Below are 19,001 nucleotides of genomic sequence, written 5' to 3'. Positions count from 1 at the left end.
AAGTCTTCGACAGGCTCAGACTGACAACACTTATGCTTCTATCCCTCATTGATGTGCCGGTGAAGGTATTCTTCAACATTGAGCAGATCATTGTCAACCTGTTCTTTAGCGGTCATTGACTGATAATGAACGGAATCTTCATCGAACTGGCTAAATAAGGAATATTTCAATAAACCTTCTCCGGTATCAGATTCTTCTTCATGGCTTTGACCGATTACGGTAAAAATCCCTTCTATGCCGTCATGCACAAAACTGTATTTCACCTGTAACAGATTGAGATCATCTGAAGGGATTTCAGCAATTTCAGTGTATTCCCTGTCTCTTACCGTTTCCAGTCCCTGTTTAATCAGATCAAGGGCTTTTTGTCTTTTATCTTCGTTCATATATTTTTTATGCTTTAACTAAAAGAACAGATTAAATGCCCTTATGTTTTAATTTCTGCATCCAGAACCTAACATTATAGTGAAAAACCAGAAAGCTCCGCTTCCCATCTAACCGATTGCAATCGGCCTAAGTAAATTTATTTTTGGTGAAGCGGACCATAGTTATGATTTTTGCTCCAGGAGACAATGGCATTAGATTATCTTTCAATCATCACATGCAATATAATTCATTGGTTTTCAAATAATTTTGTTATATTTGAAAATAATTAAATAAAATATAATGCAACAAGGAACAGTAAAATTTTTCAATGAAACAAAAGGTTTTGGATTTATCGTACCAGCTAATGGCGATGCAGAACTTTTTGTACACGTATCTGGCCTATTGGACAACATTCGTGAGAATGATTCAGTAAGCTATGATGTAGAAGAGGGCAGAAAAGGCCTGAACGCAATCAACGTTAAGATAGGATAAGATAATAACCTTCATACATTGTTAAAAACATCTGCCCATAAGGCAGATGTTTTTTTTTGCCCTGTTTAAAGATACTGGATATTGATGCTGACTTGCCACTGTATCATTACTAACACCATGATCCTGTAGAGGGTCGGTGATAGTACCAACTATATCCTATAGCATTAACCCAAAATAAACCCTTATAGCCTATTAATTCGGGCTAATAAAACAAAAAAAAGCGGTATAACCGCTTTATATATTTATTTGTGTAATTCAATTTACCGAGCAGGCAATTACCACATTATACTTTTTCGATCGAATCCGTTAGGGCGTCCTTTGCGTCTTCTTTGACTGCGACCAACTCATCTCTCACCTCGTCCCTTTTAATTCCCAAGGTGTCGACAGCTTTGTCAGCATATTCCTTGCCAATCCTTCCCAAGCTTTCAATCTCACTTTGCGCCTTATCGACAACTCTATCCTTTAAATCCCGGAGAGACCGTGATAGCTTGTCTACCGTTTCTTCGCCCTTTTCTGGTGCAAATAATATACCCAAAGCAGCACCTGCCGCAAGGCCTGCCAATAATGCTACTACTGTTTTTGAATTGTCGTTCATAATTAAATGGATTAATATTTCTATCTTAAAACCAAAGATTTGGCATATTGTTTTGAGTTTTTATGTATTTTCGCTATTAGTAAACTTATCAAAATTTCTGTTGACCGAAAGGTGCGCTTTTTTTATCGCCAACCATAAAAAGCCAGCCCTGTATTACCAAATTACCCAAATCAAATTATCAAAACCCAGGTTATGAAGGGCAATTATTATAACACAGCGGCATAGTTGCATTACTAATGGTTATGGTTTTTAAAGTAAAGCTTAAACTGCGTACCCTTGCCCAACTTGCTCTCCACTTCAATCCTACCGCCCGATAGGTATACAAATTCCTTCACTAGATGAAGTCCAACTCCGGTTCCCTCCACATCTCTTGAAATCCGCTCATACTTGGTGAAAATCTTCTCCTGGTCCCATTCTGCAATTCCCCGGCCATTGTCTGTAATGGTGAATACGGTATAATCCTCATCCACATAGGTTTTGATCTTGATCTCCGGGATGCGTCCATTATAGCGGTATTTGATGGAATTGCCTATGAGATTATAGAGGATACTCCTAAGCTTACGCCTGACGAAAAAGAGCTCGGACTGTTGAACTTCCCAGCTGATCTTCGCTGTGGATTCCAGTATCTGGGGTGCCAGGGTTAGCCGTACATCTTCAAGGATCTGTTCAACATCGAGAAGTTCTGCCCGCGCCTGATAGTGCTGATCAGACCTGCGCGACTCTGTGAGGTCCATGATGATGTCCTTGATTTTAAAAAGGCTATTTTCAACTTTTTCAAGCAATACAGGGAACTTGTCCATTCCCTTTTCGGGGATCTTCTTAAGCATTTCAATCGTTAATCCCAAACTTGTCAATGGAGTTTTTATGTCATGTGAAATCGTGTCCAGGAGTAATTCGTGCTCCAGGATTAAGCTTTCCTGATCTTTTAGTTCCCGAATTCGCGAAGTAATGTCTACAAATGTGATAATCACCCCATTTGTTTTCTTTTCCCTGATCATCACATAAGGGATGATGTTCATCTGAAACCAGCTCATGTCTGTCGTCTGGATTTCCTTCTCCAGGATTTCACCGGTCTCAATAACATGCTGGATATTTTCGAGAATGCTTGGAAAGCGAAAATTGTCCTTTATTTCGGCAAGCGGCCGGCCTATGTCATCCGGACGGAGCCTAAACTGTTTCATGGCCGGTGGCGTAAATTTTCTCAGCACAAAATCGGCATCCACGAAAAGTTGGGGGATTATAGTATTCTGGAAATAGTTTTCAAGCTCATCGTTAAGTTCTATCAATGCGCTTATTTTCTGCTTTTCATTTCCCATATCGTTGTTCTTTATGGAGTTGCATTTATTTAAAGGATAATATCAAAATCATTGATTAATCCTCTGATGAAATTTTTTATTTTTTCTATTGATTAAGTGACATGTTGTTATAATCATTGCACGACCTGATTTCAAAACTCAGCACAGAACTGCTGAACTGACAACGAAGACTCCCTATCATTAGTTAACAAGTTCATTTACTTTTTTCAACAAGCTATCTACATCAAATGGTTTCTGGATAAAGGCATCAGCCACGCATCCACTACTTACCTGTTCCAGGCTGGCATGGGCACTCATGATGATGATGGGTACCTGGGCATCTCTGCTTTCATTGCGAATATGGCTACATACATCCAGGCCTGAGCCATCTGGAAGCATAACATCTAATATATATAGATCAGGAACAAGATTTAGGTCCCGGTCCATGAAGTCAGCAACATTCACAAAACCAAAAACCTCATAGTTCTCGGATTCCAGTATCCATTGTACCACTTCTCGTATATCTGTATCGTCCTCCAATAAAATTATCCTAGCCATATGATTTATTTGTTACTATCAAACAAGGTAAGGCCACTTTCGTTTGAAAAAACATAAAAAAATCCATAAAAATTAAGCTGACACTCAACATAGCCAGCAGATTTGAAGTGGAAAAGAGTAGCACTTTCTAAAAAAAAATGCAGCCATATTTTGATAGAAATACCTAAAATTTAACTTCACTTTCCCTTGGGACTTACGTTTGGAATACCCAATGTTTTCAGGATTTTGACTGGTAAGGTTTTGATTTTTCATCTTGCCGGACGAGGATAATTTCCGGCTCCCTGGGCATTTACGGGGAGAGTTATCGAACTGAAAAGCAGTTGAACTACTGCTTTTCAGTGATTTAAGTTTACTGTGGAGAATATCGGATTTGAAATTTCATCAATTGCGTTACTTAAACGTTGTCTTTGGTGCTTTAAAAGCGGTTTTTTATTCGTCATATTGGGCAATTTGGCTGAGTTCTGGCTGAGTTTTCAATCGATTAGCTAAAATAAAGATAAACAAAAAACACCGTTTAAACCGCTTAAAAACCATATTTAAATACTTATAATGTGGCGAATATGTTATGGTTCACTAAAAAATCTCATAGAAAAACTGGAATTTAATAGAAAAATCAGCACTTATTGCATCTTTCCATGGATGAATTTTGAGCAAAAAATATTCTAAAATTTTTGGTTTACTGGCAGAGTTTTTTGGGATGGTGACCGCACTTACCGAAAGTACCGAGTTGGTGGAGTAGACTTCCACTTTACCGTGACAACACTATGTTTGTCTTGCAACACTCCATCATCTCGCCTTATATGTAGTTCCGACTCAGATGGTTCATATTTGCCGTCAGATTCGCAGTTGCCCACACGACACCCTTGCTATTGACTAACACATCCTATTGCAAAATGTATTCGGGACTTTCACCCTATAGCTCATTGCCAAACCTAGCATACTAGAAAGCGGGAGCAGCCAAAATTGACTATTCCCGCGTATGCAAATTAACATTTCCTTATATTACGTATTTAAATTTCTCGCCTATTCTCAATCGTTTGTGGAACCAATGCTATTATCAAATGTATTTTCTTGTTCATTTCTTCCTAGGAATTCAGCACTTTATCAAGTTGAGTATGGATATGGAAGCTACCTTTGCTATAAGATGATGCAGAACGATCACTACGGGCTAGCTAATGAAAAAGCCTGCTTAATAATCTTAAGTTCTTCATTAGTGATCCCACCGGTTTTTTTCAGCATCTCCTCAAATACACTATATTCAGCTGCATATTTGGAATTTGTGCTTGGAAAGCCATTAAAGTCTGCAAGATATTTTCCATTTTCATCAAAGATGACAGAAAAGGGAATACCTCGTCTATTCCTACCCTGATAACGCTCTAAAAGCTCCGAAGCGCCAAGTTGCTGCTTGTGTATCTCAAGATCGTCTTCGTGGGCAAGTAAATGAACAAAAACATATTTATCCTTAAATATTTTTTGGCATAAAGGATGATTGATCGCCGTATCTAGCACATGGCACCAGTGGCACCAAGAAGCGGTAAAGGAAAGGAAAATCTTTTTGTGGTCCCTCTTGGCCTCCTCCATTGCCCTTTCCATGATATCCTTCGCGTTAGGAGGGCCTAATTCCCTATAGGTAGCCATCATCTTTGCTTTCACCACCGCTTTCTCCTCTAAAGTTAGCCTTAGCATATCGACAAAATTTTGCGTTTCCTTATCCGTCGCAGGAAATCCTGTATACTGCCCAGTCTTTTTTAAGACGGCATCTAATGAAATCAGTGTTGGAACCTTTCTTGTCTCCCTGTAGTAGCTGGTATCTACAAAATTATCGAAACGCTCAAAAATTTCAACTCCTCCTGGGGTCTCTCTTTTTCTCGTGGCTAATGAAATCTCCTTGATTTGCATTGGGCAAATGATATAATGCTTTTCAAGAATTCGTTTAATTTCAGGGTCATCTAAACTTTCACGCAATATTTTTGACCATGGATTAAAAGAAGCGTAAAATTCAATCAAGATGTCTTTCTTTTGTTTCTTTGCTTTAACTGAAGCCTGCTGCAGCATTTTTTCAGCCGTTATTATTTTTTCTTGAGCAGTGCTGGATAAGGTAATTGCGGATAACAGAAGGATTAAAGTTAAAGGCTTGAATATTTTAATAAATTGCATATTTTCTATTTTAAAATTTCATTTAATTTCTTTTCCAGTTGTTCACCCCGCAAATCTTTTCCTATGATCTTGCCATCAGGGTCTAATAAATAATTTGTAGGAATAGCCTTAATTTTATAAATTTTCGCAGTCTCACTATTAAAGCCACTCAAATCAGATACATGTGTCCAAGATCCCACTTTATCATCATTAATTGCTTTTAACCAGGCAGAACGACCTCCCTTGTCATCAAGCGAAACACTTAGGATATCAAAGTTTTTATCTTTGAATTTTTGGTATGCCTTAATGATATACGGGCTCTCTGCTCGACATGGGTGGCACCAACTAGCCCAAAAATCAACAAAAACATATTTTCCCCTGAAAGATTTTAAAGAGACTACCTTACCTGCGGCATCTGGCTGTGCAAAGTTTGGTGCTATTTTACCCAATGATAAGTCAGCTTTGTAGTCTAAATCTTTTTTCACCATCAATGCGGAGGGAAGTTTTTTAAAATCATCAGCTAACAATTGGTATAGGGAATCTAATCCAGATTCTTTAGACTGCCAATAGCTTCTTAAGGCATATAAACTTAGCGCAGATTTTTTTCCGTGCGTAATGATATATTGTTTAAAGGGTTCGGTATAATTTTTGGTCTCAAAAAGCTCTTGGAAGTCTTTATTATAAGGTGAGCCTTTCACCTCCAATTTCGTAATGTCTGTCCCTGCTTTAATTACAATTTTATTTGCACTTAAACAAAATACACCTGTTGGGCCAAAGTACTTAGTACCAATCACGGCAATTGCGGGCTCAGGAATACTGCCTTCAAAAAAGACTTTACCATTTTCTACCATTACGCTATCACTTTTGCCTTGCATGCCATTTTCACCACCAAAAAAATAAGTTAGTATGACTATTCTTGGTTGTGGCTGAATATTACTCACATCAATTGAAAGACTAAACTTATCATCTGGCTTTTTCTGTGCGTATGCATATGAGCCAATCAGGCTCAAGAGAAATAAAATTTTAAAGAGATTTTTCATTTTTATTTTTTTAATTGTTCTTATAATACACAGTTACCCTAAAATCAATCTTCTAATCCCAGTTTCTGGCGCAGTAAGAAAATTAGACTGCATTAAGGAAAACATATAGAATAAAGGGCTAATTTGTGTGTTCTTTGTTATTTGTTGTTATAGGCTATATCAACGATTCTTTTAAATCCTGAATATTCTTGGACTGTTTCCCCAGATACTAAGTCTCCACTAGCTTTTAAATGAAGTTCTACTAATGAACCTACTCCATTAGCGCGCATCACACCAATGCCTAGCCAATTGATTGTACCATTATCTGAAAAACCATTGTATTCTGTACGGAAACGCATAGCAGTTACTGTTGCGGTTGGATCCGGATGCTGATAAATAACCGAAGCATTTACAGGCGTAGCATTTAAATCAAGTTTGTATATTTTGTTACCACTGGAATAAAACAAGATACGTTGAAAGGCAAAACTCGTTGCGAGTTTTGAGGCTGTTGATATGCCCGGAGGGTTACAAGGCCAATATGCTGAGCAGCTTGCTTCTGTTCCGGTTCGGATCCCATTGGAAGAAAATTCGTAAACATGCAGCTTATTTGCATCGATTTCGCTGTAAGTTGCAATGAGCGCTTTAGCCTCAAAATTAAACAGTCCATAAGACATTCCACCGTAAAGAAAGGTTTTATCCCCACCTATTGCAGTTGGGTTAAACTTATTAGGGTAAGCTCCAGCTACTGGTATATTGGTAATTTTAGTTCTGTTTTCTGTTGTTGGATTTTCAGGATTGGTGTTAGACGAACTATATGAATTACCGGCATTGTTAAAATAAAGAAACCGCTTATTTAGTTCATCAAACAAAATCATCGCATTATATATGAAAGCTCCTCCCGTAAAATTATGGGATAAGATAGGTAAGGTTCCATCCAATGGGGCCATGTAAAACCTTGTAGCCCCACCTTGCTGCCATAATTCTCCCTTATCTAATATAGCTTCTCTAGAAGTATACCAATAAGCTTTTGTTGGATTTGGTGTTCCAGTATATTGCCGCATAAAACCAGTATAGTTCAATAAAGGAGTTAAATTCCCCGCATTATAGAACTTACCACCTTGATCTGTAAAAACATATAGTGAAGCAAACGGCCAGGAACCTGTACTTGTAAAGCTGTTGTATAACCCATTCACCATCAAAACTCTGGGCTTTCCATCAATTACCGCTCCTGCATTTTCTTTTCCATAAGCATCAGCGGAAACCAATGCACTGGGGCCCATGTTCTCTACCGTTCCTAGTAGGGATTTACTGTTATCATCTTGCAAAACGAACCAGCATTTTACAAAAGGCTGAACGTAGTTTATCATGATGTCATTGTAATATTTAATTCCAACACTGTTGTCTATAGTAATAAGCCTGAAGAAATCTCTCTCAGCAAGAGAGCCAGCCTTGACAGAAAATTTTAATGTTTTTACTTTGCTATAGCTAATCCATTGTCCAGTCGGATTACTTTTCTGCCATTCAAAAGAAAGCTTGCTTTCATCTTTATTAATGGTTTGAGTAAATAGGGGTAAATATTCAACTATAGTGGAATCTTTTGTTGGTATACGAGCCACTAAGGTAGTAACAACGCTGTCTTTCAATTTATTTACAGGAGTATATTCATAGTTTCCTTTGTCTTTATAACACCCGAGTAAAAGTGCAGATGTGAACAAAATAGAAAACAGGTATTTTATTGATTTCATAACTTTTATTTAAGATGATAATTAAGGAAAACTAATTGGTCTTGAAGGAGTAGCATCGTCCATTAGGGGCTTACCTGGATTAGATACATTGTACGCAGCTAATGCAGCTTTTGATTTATTCAATGCACTTGTAACTGAAAAATAATAGTACACATCACTGGTTGCCTTCAACATTAGCCTATATTTTGCGTCACTAAAACTTCCGAATTGTGAAGTATAGAAAGACCACCAAGAAGGCTCTTCAAACTTGTCACTTACTTCAATCCTAACGGTCTGATTTTCTGTAACTCCAGTTGTGAATTTAGTCGATTTGCCAAAATCAAAAGTAATATTCAATGCATGTAAAGCTTTCGGAGTTTTTGGTCTTCTTACAACAATGGTGTCGATATAGGTAGCTTTCAGATAATCAATCAATAAAGGATCCCTCCATATCTTTACATCAGCAATATTTATATTACTTACATCAGCAACTTTATTGAAATATAGGGTGGTTTTTTCAGTTCTTTTTTTCCCCATCGGCGTAACACTAATAGTTACTAGAACACTGTCTTTCCCATTTACAAAATCATCAGGACTACTAAAAAGCACTGTTTTTAGCGCATCACTACTACCAAAATTAATGCCGTCAGGTTGGTCATAAGGGCTCAACTCCTGCTTTTTGCAAGCGGCAAAAAATAATGCAGTCATCAATAAGCTATAAAATATTTTTTTCATGGTTAATCTCCTTTATTTTTTACCGTAAGTAATTTCATCGTCTGGAACAGGAAAAACGTATTGCAAGTCTGTCATTCCGCCCAGTACTGGACAATTTAAAAATGTGCTATAGTTTTTCCGTTTATAGTAATAGAATAATTGTCCCTCACCATAAAATTCTTTCTGATATTCCTTCATGATTTCATTTGTGCGGCGGGTTTGTCCATTAGATTCTATCGAATCCCAATTGGTGCCTGGAACCAGATTAAACGACTGCGATATGTTCCTGTTGTTTCTTACCGTATTCAGATAAGAGGCACTCCTCACTGGATCAGGATCACATTCTGCTAAAATATAATACATTTCAGGAAGCCTAACCAAGGGGACAGACTCCTTATGAGGACCAGCACTTAATCCCCATGTATATTTGGTAGTCACCTTCACATCAGAACCCGTTACAAATGCATTATCTCCTCCCCTAAAATCAGTAGCTCCTCCACTATTTTTTTCATAAATAGTATTGAGCAAGCTTGAGGATAGGTACAGATTGGTTAATGCAAGTGATGATCCAAAATCTGGAAATACCAAGTCAGTCATCTTAGCCACATTCAATGTTAATATATGCTCTGAGAATAAGATTTTGTTATCAGCATTATTTACAGTAAAATTAAAGTAGGTGCTGTTTATTACATCATTTGCTCTAACCATTGCCTGGCTTTTGTCGTCTGCATGTAAACCATCTGCGGACCGGTACAGGTAAGCTCTGGCTAATAAAGCTTTTACCGCATAAACATTCATTCTAAACTGCCGCAGATACAAGAAAGGATCGGTGCCAGTTTGTGCAAAATTCTTCGGATCACTGTCCTTAAGCAGCCTTTCAGCTTCCAGCAGATCAACAATTACATTGTCCATAATTTTTGATGCCGGTAATAACGAGGTTGCCACCGTAGCATTGGTATTACGGTAAGGTATGCTTAATCCATTGGGTGTTTTTACGTAAACAGGCCCATACATTTTTAAAAGTTCAAAGTGTAAAAATGCCCGTAAACCTATTGCTTCTCCCTTAATTAGGTTATGATATTTTGGTGTGGTTAACACATCTGGATGTTCTTCAACAGCCGCCAATAGGTTATTAATATTTGCAATGATGTTATACATGTTGCTATAAATGCCTCCAACAGTAGACTGGGCACTACTTGGCACTTCATTATTCTTATAATTATACCATGCGGCGGTGTTGTAAGTGGGTTTATCATATCGCTGACCCAGCACATCGATAAAGCCATAACTCAAATTTTTAGCATATAAGGTCTGGGCACCCATTTTCACATATACACCTGTAAGTGCATCTACAAACCCAAATTCAGTGCTAAAAAGATCATCTGATTTTACAGCAGTTTTAGGTTTTACATCTAGCCACTTTTTACAGGAGGTTAACAGCCCTACACTGCAAAGCATAAATAATATGATTATTTTTATTTTAATAGATTTCATATTTTAATCGATTAGTGTTTAGAATGTACTGCTTACTGAAAAACTGAATACGCGGGCAAACGGATATTCTGTTCCACGTTCTTGTTTAACACCACTTACTCTAAATATATCTTCCATATTAAAGGAGAGCTGAAGAGAACGCATATTTAAGTTTTTTAACATACTAGTTTGCTCTTGAAAACGATAAGATAATGATGCCGAACTTAAGCGAAATTCATCTGCATCCATTACAAATCTTGAAGATGCCTGTGTAGAAGATCCATTTAATGAGATTGCCTTATATAAAGCTTCATCTCCATAGGTTTTCCAACGCAAATCAAGAGCTCTTCTATCCACGTTATTATACAAACTGACGTTTTCAATTTTGTCTATCAGCGTACTATTATAAATTTGGGCACCAAAATTATAGTTGAAGTTCAAATTCAATCCAAAACCTTTATAGCTGAAATTAGAATTGATGTTACCATTAATCTTAGGAGAGGTGTTGCCAACTGGAACTAGATCTACTGCATTCCATAAGTATGTCTTCTCGCCATTTCTTTTCACAAAAACTTCTTTACCAGTATAGGGATCAATGCCCAATGAAGGAACTACCCAAATTCTGCTTAAAGATTCGCCTTCCACATAACGAGGTAATGGTGTGCTTGTAATATTAGCTGCATTCATATCATTTAATGCCTTAAGTGCACTACTAATATTGGTCAATTTGTCGCTATTATGGGCCGCATTGAAACGCAAAGTCCAATAAGCCTGTTTTGAAATATCCTGATACGGAATTACGCTAAGATTAACCTCATATCCTTTATTGTCAAGAGAACCAATATTGTTGGTATAATTTGAAAATCCCAAAGATGGAGCGACAGTCATATCTGTTACAAGATTGGTAGTATGCTTTGAATAATAATCAAATCGAAAGGAAATTCTATTATTAACGAGAGAGAAATCCAAGCCCAAATTGCTTTGTTTAGTGTCCTGCCATTTTAGATTAGGGTTATCCAATCCAATTAATTCAGCTCCTGACCCACTGGATGCAATATATGGGCGTCCGGTTAAATTCGAATAGGTATAAAGCTTTAGTGATTGATATGGCGGAAATCCCTGGGAGCCTGTGGTACCATAGGTTGCACGAATGGTCAGGTTATTCACAAATTTGACCTGTTTCATAAATTCTTCATTGAATACATTCCACCTTACACCCGCAGACCAGAAAGGAGCAAAACGATTATCGCTGCCAAATTGGGAAGAGCCATCAATACGAATATTGTAATCAAATGCATATCGGCTTTTATAAGCATAATTGAATGCACCAATAACCCCCATACTTCTTGTCGTACCTTCTGCGCCAGAAATGGTCTGGTTAAATTGTTGTCCCATCAGGATATCATCCAAGAATGCATTTGGAAATCCTGTTGCAGTAGTCTGTAAGCTATTTGATTTACCTTCATTCATCGTATAACGAAAGTTAATACCCGTCATATGATCGTCTCCCAACAGCCTGTTGTAGGAAGCTGAAAGATTAAAAGTATAATTTAGGTTGTCACTTTTGGTAAGCGCATAACTTCCTTTTTTTGTGGGATCAGTAATGGTAGCAAAGTCTGTATGTTGTGCTGGTTTAAAAACATCCGCTTCACCGATATCTTTGGTAATTCCCAAATCAGTACTTAACCTCATATAAGCCGTAGGACGGTATTCAAAACTCATATTATTAATAATGTTCAATACTTTGGTATAGTCCTTAAGATGTAGCGTCGAATTATAAAGCGGATTAGTCACAGTTGTACCTGTCCCTAGGGCATTCCTGTCTAAAACCTTGATCACATTTCCATTGTCATCATATGCACGGTAATAAGGATTCATGCTGGCATACTGACTAAATGTCCCATACGGCGAATTATCTCCTCTGGTATTGATTACATTAAGCCGATTGGAAAATAGAAACTTGTGTAGTCTGTAAGATATGTTCAATGCAGCAGACTGACTTTCTCTAGATGATCCCTTCATCAGACCGGGAGAGCTGGTTAATCCTAAATTTAATCCATAACGAAATTGTTCTGTACCGCCATCCATGGTTAAATTGTGTCTTGTTGGTACAGATACATGTAAAGGTTTAGATAGCCAATAGGTATTCACTCCACTTATTACATCTGCTTTTAATGCCGCGTATCTATTTCCCTTTAGTAAACCACCTTGCGCTGGATTAGGATCTTCGTAAACACCCGCTAATCTTTCGAACTCTAATTTTTCTGCTGCGTTTGCCAAATTGTAATCACTTAAGTCAGGCATTTGCACGCTAATGTTACCACTATAAGAGAAGCGAATTTTACCAGGCAGAGGTTTTGTAGTTTCAATTACTACTACTCCATTAGATGCTTTAGAGCCATAAATTGCACTAGCTGCAGCATCCTTTAATAGGGTAATACTTTCAATTCTCTCAATTGGAATATCAAGAATGATCTGAAGTGTAGACTCAAAACCATCTAATATAATTAAAGGTTGATTTGGGTTACTGGCATACTCACCTTTAAAGGCTACCGCATTATTGGCACCTGTAATTGTGGTACCCTGAACAGTTGTTGAACCCCTAAGTTGCCAATCTGGCAAGACATTTGGGTCTGATCCAGCTTTTAAATTTTCGATTACCCTAAAACTTGGATCTATAGCCTGAAGTGCTTTAGCTAAATTATTCGCGCTATACTGCTTTAATTCAGCGCCTTTAATAGTAGTAGCTGAACCAGTATATCCTTCTTTCGCTCTTTCGAAAATACCAGTAACAACCACTTCGTTCATGGTTTGGTTTAATTCAGTTAAAATAACCTGTAATTTTAACGACTTTCCTATTTTCACTACTTTTGGTTCATAACCTACGTAATTAAATAGCAAACTTGAATTGCCTTGAACAACTATACTAAAATTACCTTCTTTATCGGTTTGTACCCTAATAGGAGAATTATTTACAGAAATGGTAACTCCAGAAATACCTGTTCTCGATTTAGCATCGATAACTGTTCCGGTAATTAATGTATCGGCCCTAATTGATCTGTTTTCTTTAATTGGATCAGCTACTGAACTTATTTTACGTTGGATCATGATTTTCTTATCCTTGAGCGTAAAACTTAATGGCTGATCTGCAAGTACTTTTTGAAGTGTTTCAGCAACACTTACCCGATTTACATTTAAACTGACATTTTTCAGCGAGCTTATTACATCATTATTATAAATGATATCGTAACCACTTTGAATACGTATTAGTTTAAAGATTTTATTCAATGAAATGTTTTTTTCATTTATAGAGATTGTCTGTGCAAATGAGGTATTTGCTCTAAGCTGTAAAATTCCTACAAAAAAAATAGCAAGCGTTATTTTCATAATTAATATGAATTTTAAGGCATAACCAGGCGGATTACCTAGATATTCGGTAAAATTTTTATACATTTAGTTGGTTGGTTTATGCTGGCGCTTAACTCAGGCCGCAGTGGTTAATAATTTAATTTATTGCCCAATCTCTCCAGGAGTGTTAGTAGCACTCCTGGTTACATCTTAGGGGCTTTGATCAAGTAGCTTATTTAATCACCCTAATCCTCCTTCCTTCTATTTTAAATTTAACATCACCAGTTCCCTGGAGCAGATCTAAAACTTCTTGTATACTTTCATATTTTGAAATCTTTCCTCCCAAATGAAGGTTTTCTGGTTCATAATCATAAACTACGATTACATCATACCATCTGCCAATGGTTCGCATTAGGCTTTTAAATTCTTGCCCCTCAAAAATAAATTCTCCATTTTTCCAGGCAATGTCAGCATCAACGTCAGCTAAGCTTATCTGCATCGCTCCATTTTTCAGAATGGATTGCTCGCCTGGCCTCAAAGTCTCTTTGAGCTGACCTGAAGTTATCTTCACAGCACCTTCCAATAAACTGGTTATAGTAGTAGGTTCATCAACATAAGAATTGATATTAAAATGTGTGCCTAATACTTCAACCTCTTGTTTTGTTGTCTTTACGACGAAAGGATGTGCTCTATCTTTTGCAACTTCGAAATAACCTTCACCTCTAAGCTCGACCACGCGTTTACCTTGATTAAAATTAGTTGCATTATAAGTTAAACTTGAAGCTGCATTGAGCCAAACCTTACTTTTATCTGGTAGTATTACCATATAAGTTTCTCCCTTGGCGGTAGTAAGAGTATTCATTTCTTGAATACTTCCCGCATTATTTTTGATTTCATAGATCAGTTCACCATTTGCGGTTTTAGTAATATCAATGCCCGCCAGCTGTGCAATTGTTCCATTACCCACATCAGCTAATCTAATTTTTTTGCCATTGGCTAAGGTTAGGGTAGCTCCGATAGTTCCCGGGACAACTTTCTGGGTAGTTAAATTTGTTGTTTGAGCAGCTTTATGTGGATGGTAATTGAAAAAATAAATTCCGAAAATTATCAATACAACCGCAGCGGCAATTTTCACGATTCTCGGCCACAAGCGATAGACTTTTGCAGGCTGCATTTCTTTCTCTTTGCTAAGGATAATCCACATCTCATTGCTCACGCGTTCCAACTCATCATCTGAATATCCAGACGCTATTTTTGGATTTAACTGATGTATCCAATATTTCGAAATTATTTCTTCATCTGCAGTAAAATCACCTGAGCTGATTTTTTCAAGTACTGATTTAATGTTTTTCCTTTGCATATCACCTGTGATAATTTCCCCGATTTAATACAAAGGCGTTTATGAAATGCGAATTGGCCATTCTGCTTTAAATAAATATTAACAAAAAGTTAATTAAATATATAAAACACTGATAATCAGCAATAAAAATTTAGTAAAATTTAAGAATTTAATATATACAATACATATATCACCACACCCAACTTGTTTTTGAGATTTTTGGAAGCTTTTTTTAGCTGGTTGGATACTGTATTTTCTGAGATGTTCAGTTGCATTGCAATCTCTTTTGTACTTAAAAAATGTTTCCGCTTTAATTCATAGATTTTCTTCATCCTAGGCGGCATTGATGAAATTTCTTGTTCAATGCGTAAGGCGATATCTTTTTCCCGGATAAGATAGTCCGTTTCTTCACTGTCAACATCAATATAATAATCTCCTGCATCTATATATTTTTTAACAATATCCTTATGGCGAAAGATATCAAATATTTTATTAAGGGTTGATTTATAGAGATAACCAGATAGTGTTGTTTTAAGAATGAAGCTATGCCTGTTTTTCAGTAGCCATAGAAATACGTCCTGAACGGCATCTTTAGCCTCTTCTTCATTATGTAATTTATTGAAGGCATATAGAAAAAGTAGTTTGTCATACCTGATATAGATTTCTTTAAACGCAAGGTCGTCACCTGACCGAAATAACCTGGCAAGGTCCGAATCAATATGTTTACTGTAGTCTAACATCGTCAATAACTTATGCTATAAATTTATGAATATTCGCAATGATAATAAATATTTACTTGATGGAGCATTTAAGAAATAAATTTAAATGGTCTAAACAATTCGGATCAGCTAAATTAAAGTAGCATATAATGCTAACCTTAAATTACCTGTTAACCATTTTTCACCAAAAGACCATACTGAAAGCGGCTAATTATTAAACTATCTAGATATCTGAAAAGCACCTTCTTAACTAATTGATTGGTTGGTTTGCAGTAAAGGAATCCTGGCTGCTAAAAGCCGCTAAAAAACAAGGGTTCCCGTCGTTGTCTGACCAATATCTATTATCATTTTTCGCTAGTACTCTGAAGGTTCTTATGGGCTTTTGCCGCGCAAAAGGAATGGTGTTGGCATTTAGGCCGGTCTGGATGGAAGGGCACTAAAAACAAAAGTCCCCGATCGAGCTGGACAGTTTGGAATGAAACAAGATGGATATTTTTAACTGAAATACACAAATTGACTTTAAATTGTAATGAATGCAATATTCTCCACATAAAGACAATTGATAACTATCGGGCAGTATTAGAGACAAATTTTACTGCTTACAGGCAAATTTCAAACAAATATTAAATAAAAAAAAACACATAAATATCTAAAAAAAAGATATTTATGTGTTAAAGTGGAGAATATCGGATTCGAACCGATCACCTCTTCACTGCCAGCGAAGCGCTCTAGCCAAATGAGCTAATCCCCCAATTTTAATATTCAACACCAAAAAATTAAATAATCATTCAGTAATTGAAACAAGCTTCTTGCTTGAGCAGCAAAAATAGCAAATACTTTCTCGAATGCAAATGATAATTTATCTTTTTAATTAATCTTTAAGTTTAATAGCAAACAGCGCCATAAAGCAAATTACCGCAAAAACCGATTGCATAGGATAATTGATGAACAGAAAAAGTACAAATGTGGCAATAAGTAACAGTACAAAAAACATAATGGCCTTAAAAGCGGTATCCATATAACACATGGCTACAATTGCCAAAAGATAGAAAGGAATAATAACCGCAGCCATGAACATCGCCGAAAATAAATTCCTAATATTAACCGAACATTAAATATGCTTTAGGTTTTATTCCTTAAAGTTTTGAGCTAAATATATTCGTTAACCTCTTTTTTGTTTAACAGCTCCTGATAGCGATCTACGAACTGGGCAACATTATAGCCATCCATCAAAGCATGGTTTACATGTATAGAAACCGACATTATTTTTCTTCCGTTTTCATCTCTAACCTTGCCAAAAGATATTTTAGGGCAGCTATCCTGATAAGCATAATTTCGTGCGTGCGATAAAGAAGTGAAATTTAACCAGGGTAGTGCAGAATAATGGATTACATTTTCGCCTGATGAGGAAGGGATTAAACCTGTGCTGACCTGCACCTTTTCAATCTCCTTATTGGCCGCTGTTCTAAAAGCTTCAAAATCATTGTAGAAATCAATATAGCCAAATCCGAATGTGCCATTTGGCCTATTAATGGTGGCCGCGGCATTCACGCTATCGTACTTCCAAACTTCGCCATCAATAATGCGGTAGCTAAAAGGTTCTATCTGATTTGCAGCAACCAGCGATTTGTGCAGATAAAGCAGGAAAAAAGAAATGTTATGTTCTTTTGCTTCTTCGTAGGTAGCTGTACAGTCTACCTCTACGGTTACGCCAAAGAAAGGCTCTTCAAAGGCGCTAAAAAATTTAAAATGATCTTTTCTGATCCAGGTGTTTATATCTATTTTTTCTTTCATTCAATTAATTTTGGTAAAACCTCAGATAGACTTTCCATCTGATAAAAATTTTCATGTTCAATGGTATGATCTATACGCTCATGTACCCATGTGGTATGGAAGGGGATATGAATGGCATGTCCGCCAATATTCAATACTGGTAAAACATCCGATTTTAAGGAGTTGCCCAACATTAAAAACTCCTCAGGTTTACAATCCAGGTGTTTGATCAGTTTTTGATAATCCTTCTCCTGTTTATCGCTCATAATTTCGATATGGTGAAAATAGTGATCAAGTCCTGATTTGGTGAGCTTGCGCTGTTGATCGAGCAGGTCGCCTTTGGTTGCAACCACTAATCTGTATTTTCCGTGTAGGGCTTTAAGTACTTCTTCTACTCCATCAAGCAGTTCGACTGGTTTATTGAGCATTTCCTGTCCCAATTCAATCGCTCTATTTATAATGATAGGATCTATTTTGCCCGAAGTGATCCTCAATGCGGTTTCGACCATACTCAGCATAAAACCTTTAATTCCGTAGCCATAAAGCGATAAATTGGCAATCTCAGTTTTATAAAGCTCTGCTAAGATGCTATGATGAGGCATAAAATCTTCCAGAAGACCTGCAAACTGCTCTTCGGTTTCGCGGAAATAAGGTTCGTTTACCCAAAGGGTATCATCAGCATCAAAAGCAATTACAGTAATTTGATTTTTCATGGATATGCTTACTTTAGTGCCACAAAAGTAAAGCAACCGATACCGTTAAAAAAGGACATTTGTCTCGACTAAATAAATATGCTTCGTACCAATCTTACTTTCTTATCCTTTATCGAACGTTTTTGTATTGAAAATGAAGGAGAAACCATTACACTTAAAAACTTTAGAGCAGGGTATAGATTTATTGAACAAGGTGAAAAAATCAGCAATATCTACATTATTAAAGATGGGATTAGCAAATGTTTTATTTCTGAAGAAAACGGCAAAGATTTTATTATCGAATTTTTAGGTAAGGGCGAAGTGGTTGGCGAATTAGAAGCCATAAAAAAGATTGATTGTTTGTGTAATGTAACCGCTATAAGTGAGGTTACGGCCTATGTTATCCCCGATCATCTTTTCCTTTCACTAATTGATAAAAGTAGCGAATTTACTACAATCTTACTCCAGGAGTTGTCTACCAGAATTATACAAACCAGTACACGGGCATCCTTCCAACAGCTATACACCTTAGAGTATGCACTTTTAAAATTGCTCAAACTGCAGGCCGACGAACATATTTCCATCTCCAAAGAAGACATGGCCGCCTATCTGGGCATTTCCGTAAGGAGCTTTAACAGAAGCTTAAAGCAAATGATAGATAAAGGAGGTTTTGATACACCCGAATTTAAAAACGTTCTACAGCTCACAAATATGAAAAAGCTACTTGAACGATTAAAATAATCAACGGTATTTGTGGTATA

At 36.8% G+C, this 19,001-nt stretch carries 17 protein-coding genes and 1 tRNA gene; 2 read left to right on the top strand and 16 right to left on the bottom strand.

What is annotated here, in order from left to right; translation table 11 throughout:
* Nucleotides 1–38: 38 nt before the first annotated feature.
* Entirely contained in the window at nt 39–383 is a 345-nt protein-coding gene (locus EZ456_RS15735; protein ID WP_131531730.1) for a hypothetical protein, read from the bottom strand.
* A gap of 280 nt (nt 384–663) precedes the next feature.
* On the opposite strand from EZ456_RS15735, the gene EZ456_RS15730 reads away from it, so the two are divergent.
* On the top strand, nt 664–855 hold the full coding sequence (locus EZ456_RS15730; protein ID WP_131531728.1) for a cold-shock protein: 192 nt from the start codon (nt 664–666) through the stop codon (nt 853–855).
* 283 nt (nt 856–1,138) lie between these two features.
* On the opposite strand, the gene EZ456_RS15725 is transcribed toward EZ456_RS15730, so the two are convergent.
* The 15 genes from EZ456_RS15725 to EZ456_RS15655 form a co-directional block, all read right to left on the bottom strand.
* On the bottom strand, nt 1,139–1,450 hold the full coding sequence (locus EZ456_RS15725) for a YtxH domain-containing protein (protein ID WP_131531726.1): 312 nt from the start codon (nt 1,448–1,450) through the stop codon (nt 1,139–1,141).
* Nucleotides 1,451–1,683: 233 nt separating this feature from the next.
* Nucleotides 1,684–2,766, bottom strand: a complete 1,083-nt coding sequence (locus EZ456_RS15720) for a sensor histidine kinase (RefSeq protein ID WP_131531724.1) — start codon at nt 2,764–2,766, stop codon at nt 1,684–1,686.
* 180 nt (nt 2,767–2,946) lie between these two features.
* Complete coding sequence (locus tag EZ456_RS15715; RefSeq protein WP_131531722.1) at nt 2,947–3,303, bottom strand: response regulator transcription factor; 357 nt, start codon at nt 3,301–3,303, stop codon at nt 2,947–2,949.
* A gap of 1,161 nt (nt 3,304–4,464) precedes the next feature.
* Nucleotides 4,465–5,460, bottom strand: coding sequence for a thioredoxin family protein (locus EZ456_RS15710; protein WP_131531720.1), 996 nt, complete (start codon nt 5,458–5,460; stop codon nt 4,465–4,467).
* 5 nt (nt 5,461–5,465) lie between these two features.
* A complete protein-coding gene (locus tag EZ456_RS15705; protein WP_131531718.1) occupies nt 5,466–6,479 on the bottom strand; it encodes a TlpA disulfide reductase family protein in 1,014 nt (337 codons plus the stop codon).
* Nucleotides 6,480–6,616: 137 nt separating this feature from the next.
* On the bottom strand, nt 6,617–8,203 hold the full coding sequence (locus EZ456_RS15700) for a PKD-like family lipoprotein (protein ID WP_131531716.1): 1,587 nt from the start codon (nt 8,201–8,203) through the stop codon (nt 6,617–6,619).
* Nucleotides 8,204–8,224: 21 nt separating this feature from the next.
* The gene (locus EZ456_RS15695; protein WP_131531714.1) at nt 8,225–8,917 is read right to left on the bottom strand and encodes a DUF4843 domain-containing protein; all 693 of its coding nucleotides are present in this window, start codon (nt 8,915–8,917) and stop codon (nt 8,225–8,227) included.
* 12 nt (nt 8,918–8,929) lie between these two features.
* Nucleotides 8,930–10,390: a RagB/SusD family nutrient uptake outer membrane protein gene (locus tag EZ456_RS15690; protein WP_131531712.1), complete on the bottom strand. Its 1,461-nt coding sequence runs from the start codon at nt 10,388–10,390 to the stop codon at nt 8,930–8,932.
* Between the two features lie 18 nt (nt 10,391–10,408).
* On the bottom strand, nt 10,409–13,822 hold the full coding sequence (locus EZ456_RS15685; protein WP_131531710.1) for a SusC/RagA family TonB-linked outer membrane protein: 3,414 nt from the start codon (nt 13,820–13,822) through the stop codon (nt 10,409–10,411).
* A 127-nt stretch (nt 13,823–13,949) separates the two neighbouring features.
* Nucleotides 13,950–15,077, bottom strand: a complete 1,128-nt coding sequence (locus tag EZ456_RS15680) for a FecR family protein (protein ID WP_131531708.1) — start codon at nt 15,075–15,077, stop codon at nt 13,950–13,952.
* A gap of 140 nt (nt 15,078–15,217) precedes the next feature.
* Complete coding sequence (locus EZ456_RS15675) at nt 15,218–15,796, bottom strand: RNA polymerase sigma factor (protein WP_131531706.1); 579 nt, start codon at nt 15,794–15,796, stop codon at nt 15,218–15,220.
* Between the two features lie 656 nt (nt 15,797–16,452).
* Nucleotides 16,453–16,526 (bottom strand) — tRNA-Ala (locus EZ456_RS15670).
* A gap of 120 nt (nt 16,527–16,646) precedes the next feature.
* The gene (locus tag EZ456_RS15665) at nt 16,647–16,847 is read right to left on the bottom strand and encodes a hypothetical protein (protein ID WP_131531704.1); all 201 of its coding nucleotides are present in this window, start codon (nt 16,845–16,847) and stop codon (nt 16,647–16,649) included.
* Nucleotides 16,848–16,924: 77 nt separating this feature from the next.
* On the bottom strand, nt 16,925–17,569 hold the full coding sequence (locus EZ456_RS15660) for a chloramphenicol acetyltransferase (RefSeq protein ID WP_131531703.1): 645 nt from the start codon (nt 17,567–17,569) through the stop codon (nt 16,925–16,927).
* The gene (locus tag EZ456_RS15655) at nt 17,566–18,261 is read right to left on the bottom strand and encodes an HAD family hydrolase (protein WP_131531701.1); all 696 of its coding nucleotides are present in this window, start codon (nt 18,259–18,261) and stop codon (nt 17,566–17,568) included. The genes EZ456_RS15660 and EZ456_RS15655 overlap by 4 nt, the downstream gene beginning before the upstream one ends.
* A 78-nt stretch (nt 18,262–18,339) precedes the next feature.
* Between EZ456_RS15655 and EZ456_RS15650 the strand changes: the two genes are divergently transcribed.
* Nucleotides 18,340–18,981 (top strand): Crp/Fnr family transcriptional regulator, encoded by a 642-nt coding sequence (locus tag EZ456_RS15650; RefSeq protein WP_131531699.1) that lies wholly within the window; start codon nt 18,340–18,342, stop codon nt 18,979–18,981.
* Nucleotides 18,982–19,001: the final 20 nt, after the last annotated feature.

Source organism: Pedobacter psychrodurus (assembly GCF_004331735.1).
Taxonomy (GTDB): domain Bacteria; phylum Bacteroidota; class Bacteroidia; order Sphingobacteriales; family Sphingobacteriaceae; genus Pedobacter; species Pedobacter psychrodurus.
The sequence above is the reverse complement of the archived record's forward strand: the minus strand, read 5'-3'. Positions and strand labels throughout refer to the sequence as shown.

Coding starts and splice junctions, on each gene's coding strand:
- EZ456_RS15735 (WP_131531730.1), bottom strand. CDS start 383: ATGAACGAAGATAAAAGACAAAAAGCCCTTGATCTGATTAAACAGGGA.
- EZ456_RS15730 (WP_131531728.1), top strand. CDS start 664: ATGCAACAAGGAACAGTAAAATTTTTCAATGAAACAAAAGGTTTTGGA.
- EZ456_RS15725 (WP_131531726.1), bottom strand. CDS start 1,450: ATGAACGACAATTCAAAAACAGTAGTAGCATTATTGGCAGGCCTTGCG.
- EZ456_RS15720 (WP_131531724.1), bottom strand. CDS start 2,766: ATGGGAAATGAAAAGCAGAAAATAAGCGCATTGATAGAACTTAACGAT.
- EZ456_RS15715 (WP_131531722.1), bottom strand. CDS start 3,303: ATGGCTAGGATAATTTTATTGGAGGACGATACAGATATACGAGAAGTG.
- EZ456_RS15710 (WP_131531720.1), bottom strand. CDS start 5,460: ATGCAATTTATTAAAATATTCAAGCCTTTAACTTTAATCCTTCTGTTA.
- EZ456_RS15705 (WP_131531718.1), bottom strand. CDS start 6,479: ATGAAAAATCTCTTTAAAATTTTATTTCTCTTGAGCCTGATTGGCTCA.
- EZ456_RS15700 (WP_131531716.1), bottom strand. CDS start 8,203: ATGAAATCAATAAAATACCTGTTTTCTATTTTGTTCACATCTGCACTT.
- EZ456_RS15695 (WP_131531714.1), bottom strand. CDS start 8,917: ATGAAAAAAATATTTTATAGCTTATTGATGACTGCATTATTTTTTGCC.
- EZ456_RS15690 (WP_131531712.1), bottom strand. CDS start 10,390: ATGAAATCTATTAAAATAAAAATAATCATATTATTTATGCTTTGCAGT.
- EZ456_RS15685 (WP_131531710.1), bottom strand. CDS start 13,822: ATGTATAAAAATTTTACCGAATATCTAGGTAATCCGCCTGGTTATGCC.
- EZ456_RS15680 (WP_131531708.1), bottom strand. CDS start 15,077: ATGCAAAGGAAAAACATTAAATCAGTACTTGAAAAAATCAGCTCAGGT.
- EZ456_RS15675 (WP_131531706.1), bottom strand. CDS start 15,796: ATGTTAGACTACAGTAAACATATTGATTCGGACCTTGCCAGGTTATTT.
- EZ456_RS15665 (WP_131531704.1), bottom strand. CDS start 16,847: ATGGCTGCGGTTATTATTCCTTTCTATCTTTTGGCAATTGTAGCCATG.
- EZ456_RS15660 (WP_131531703.1), bottom strand. CDS start 17,569: ATGAAAGAAAAAATAGATATAAACACCTGGATCAGAAAAGATCATTTT.
- EZ456_RS15655 (WP_131531701.1), bottom strand. CDS start 18,261: ATGAAAAATCAAATTACTGTAATTGCTTTTGATGCTGATGATACCCTT.
- EZ456_RS15650 (WP_131531699.1), top strand. CDS start 18,340: ATGCTTCGTACCAATCTTACTTTCTTATCCTTTATCGAACGTTTTTGT.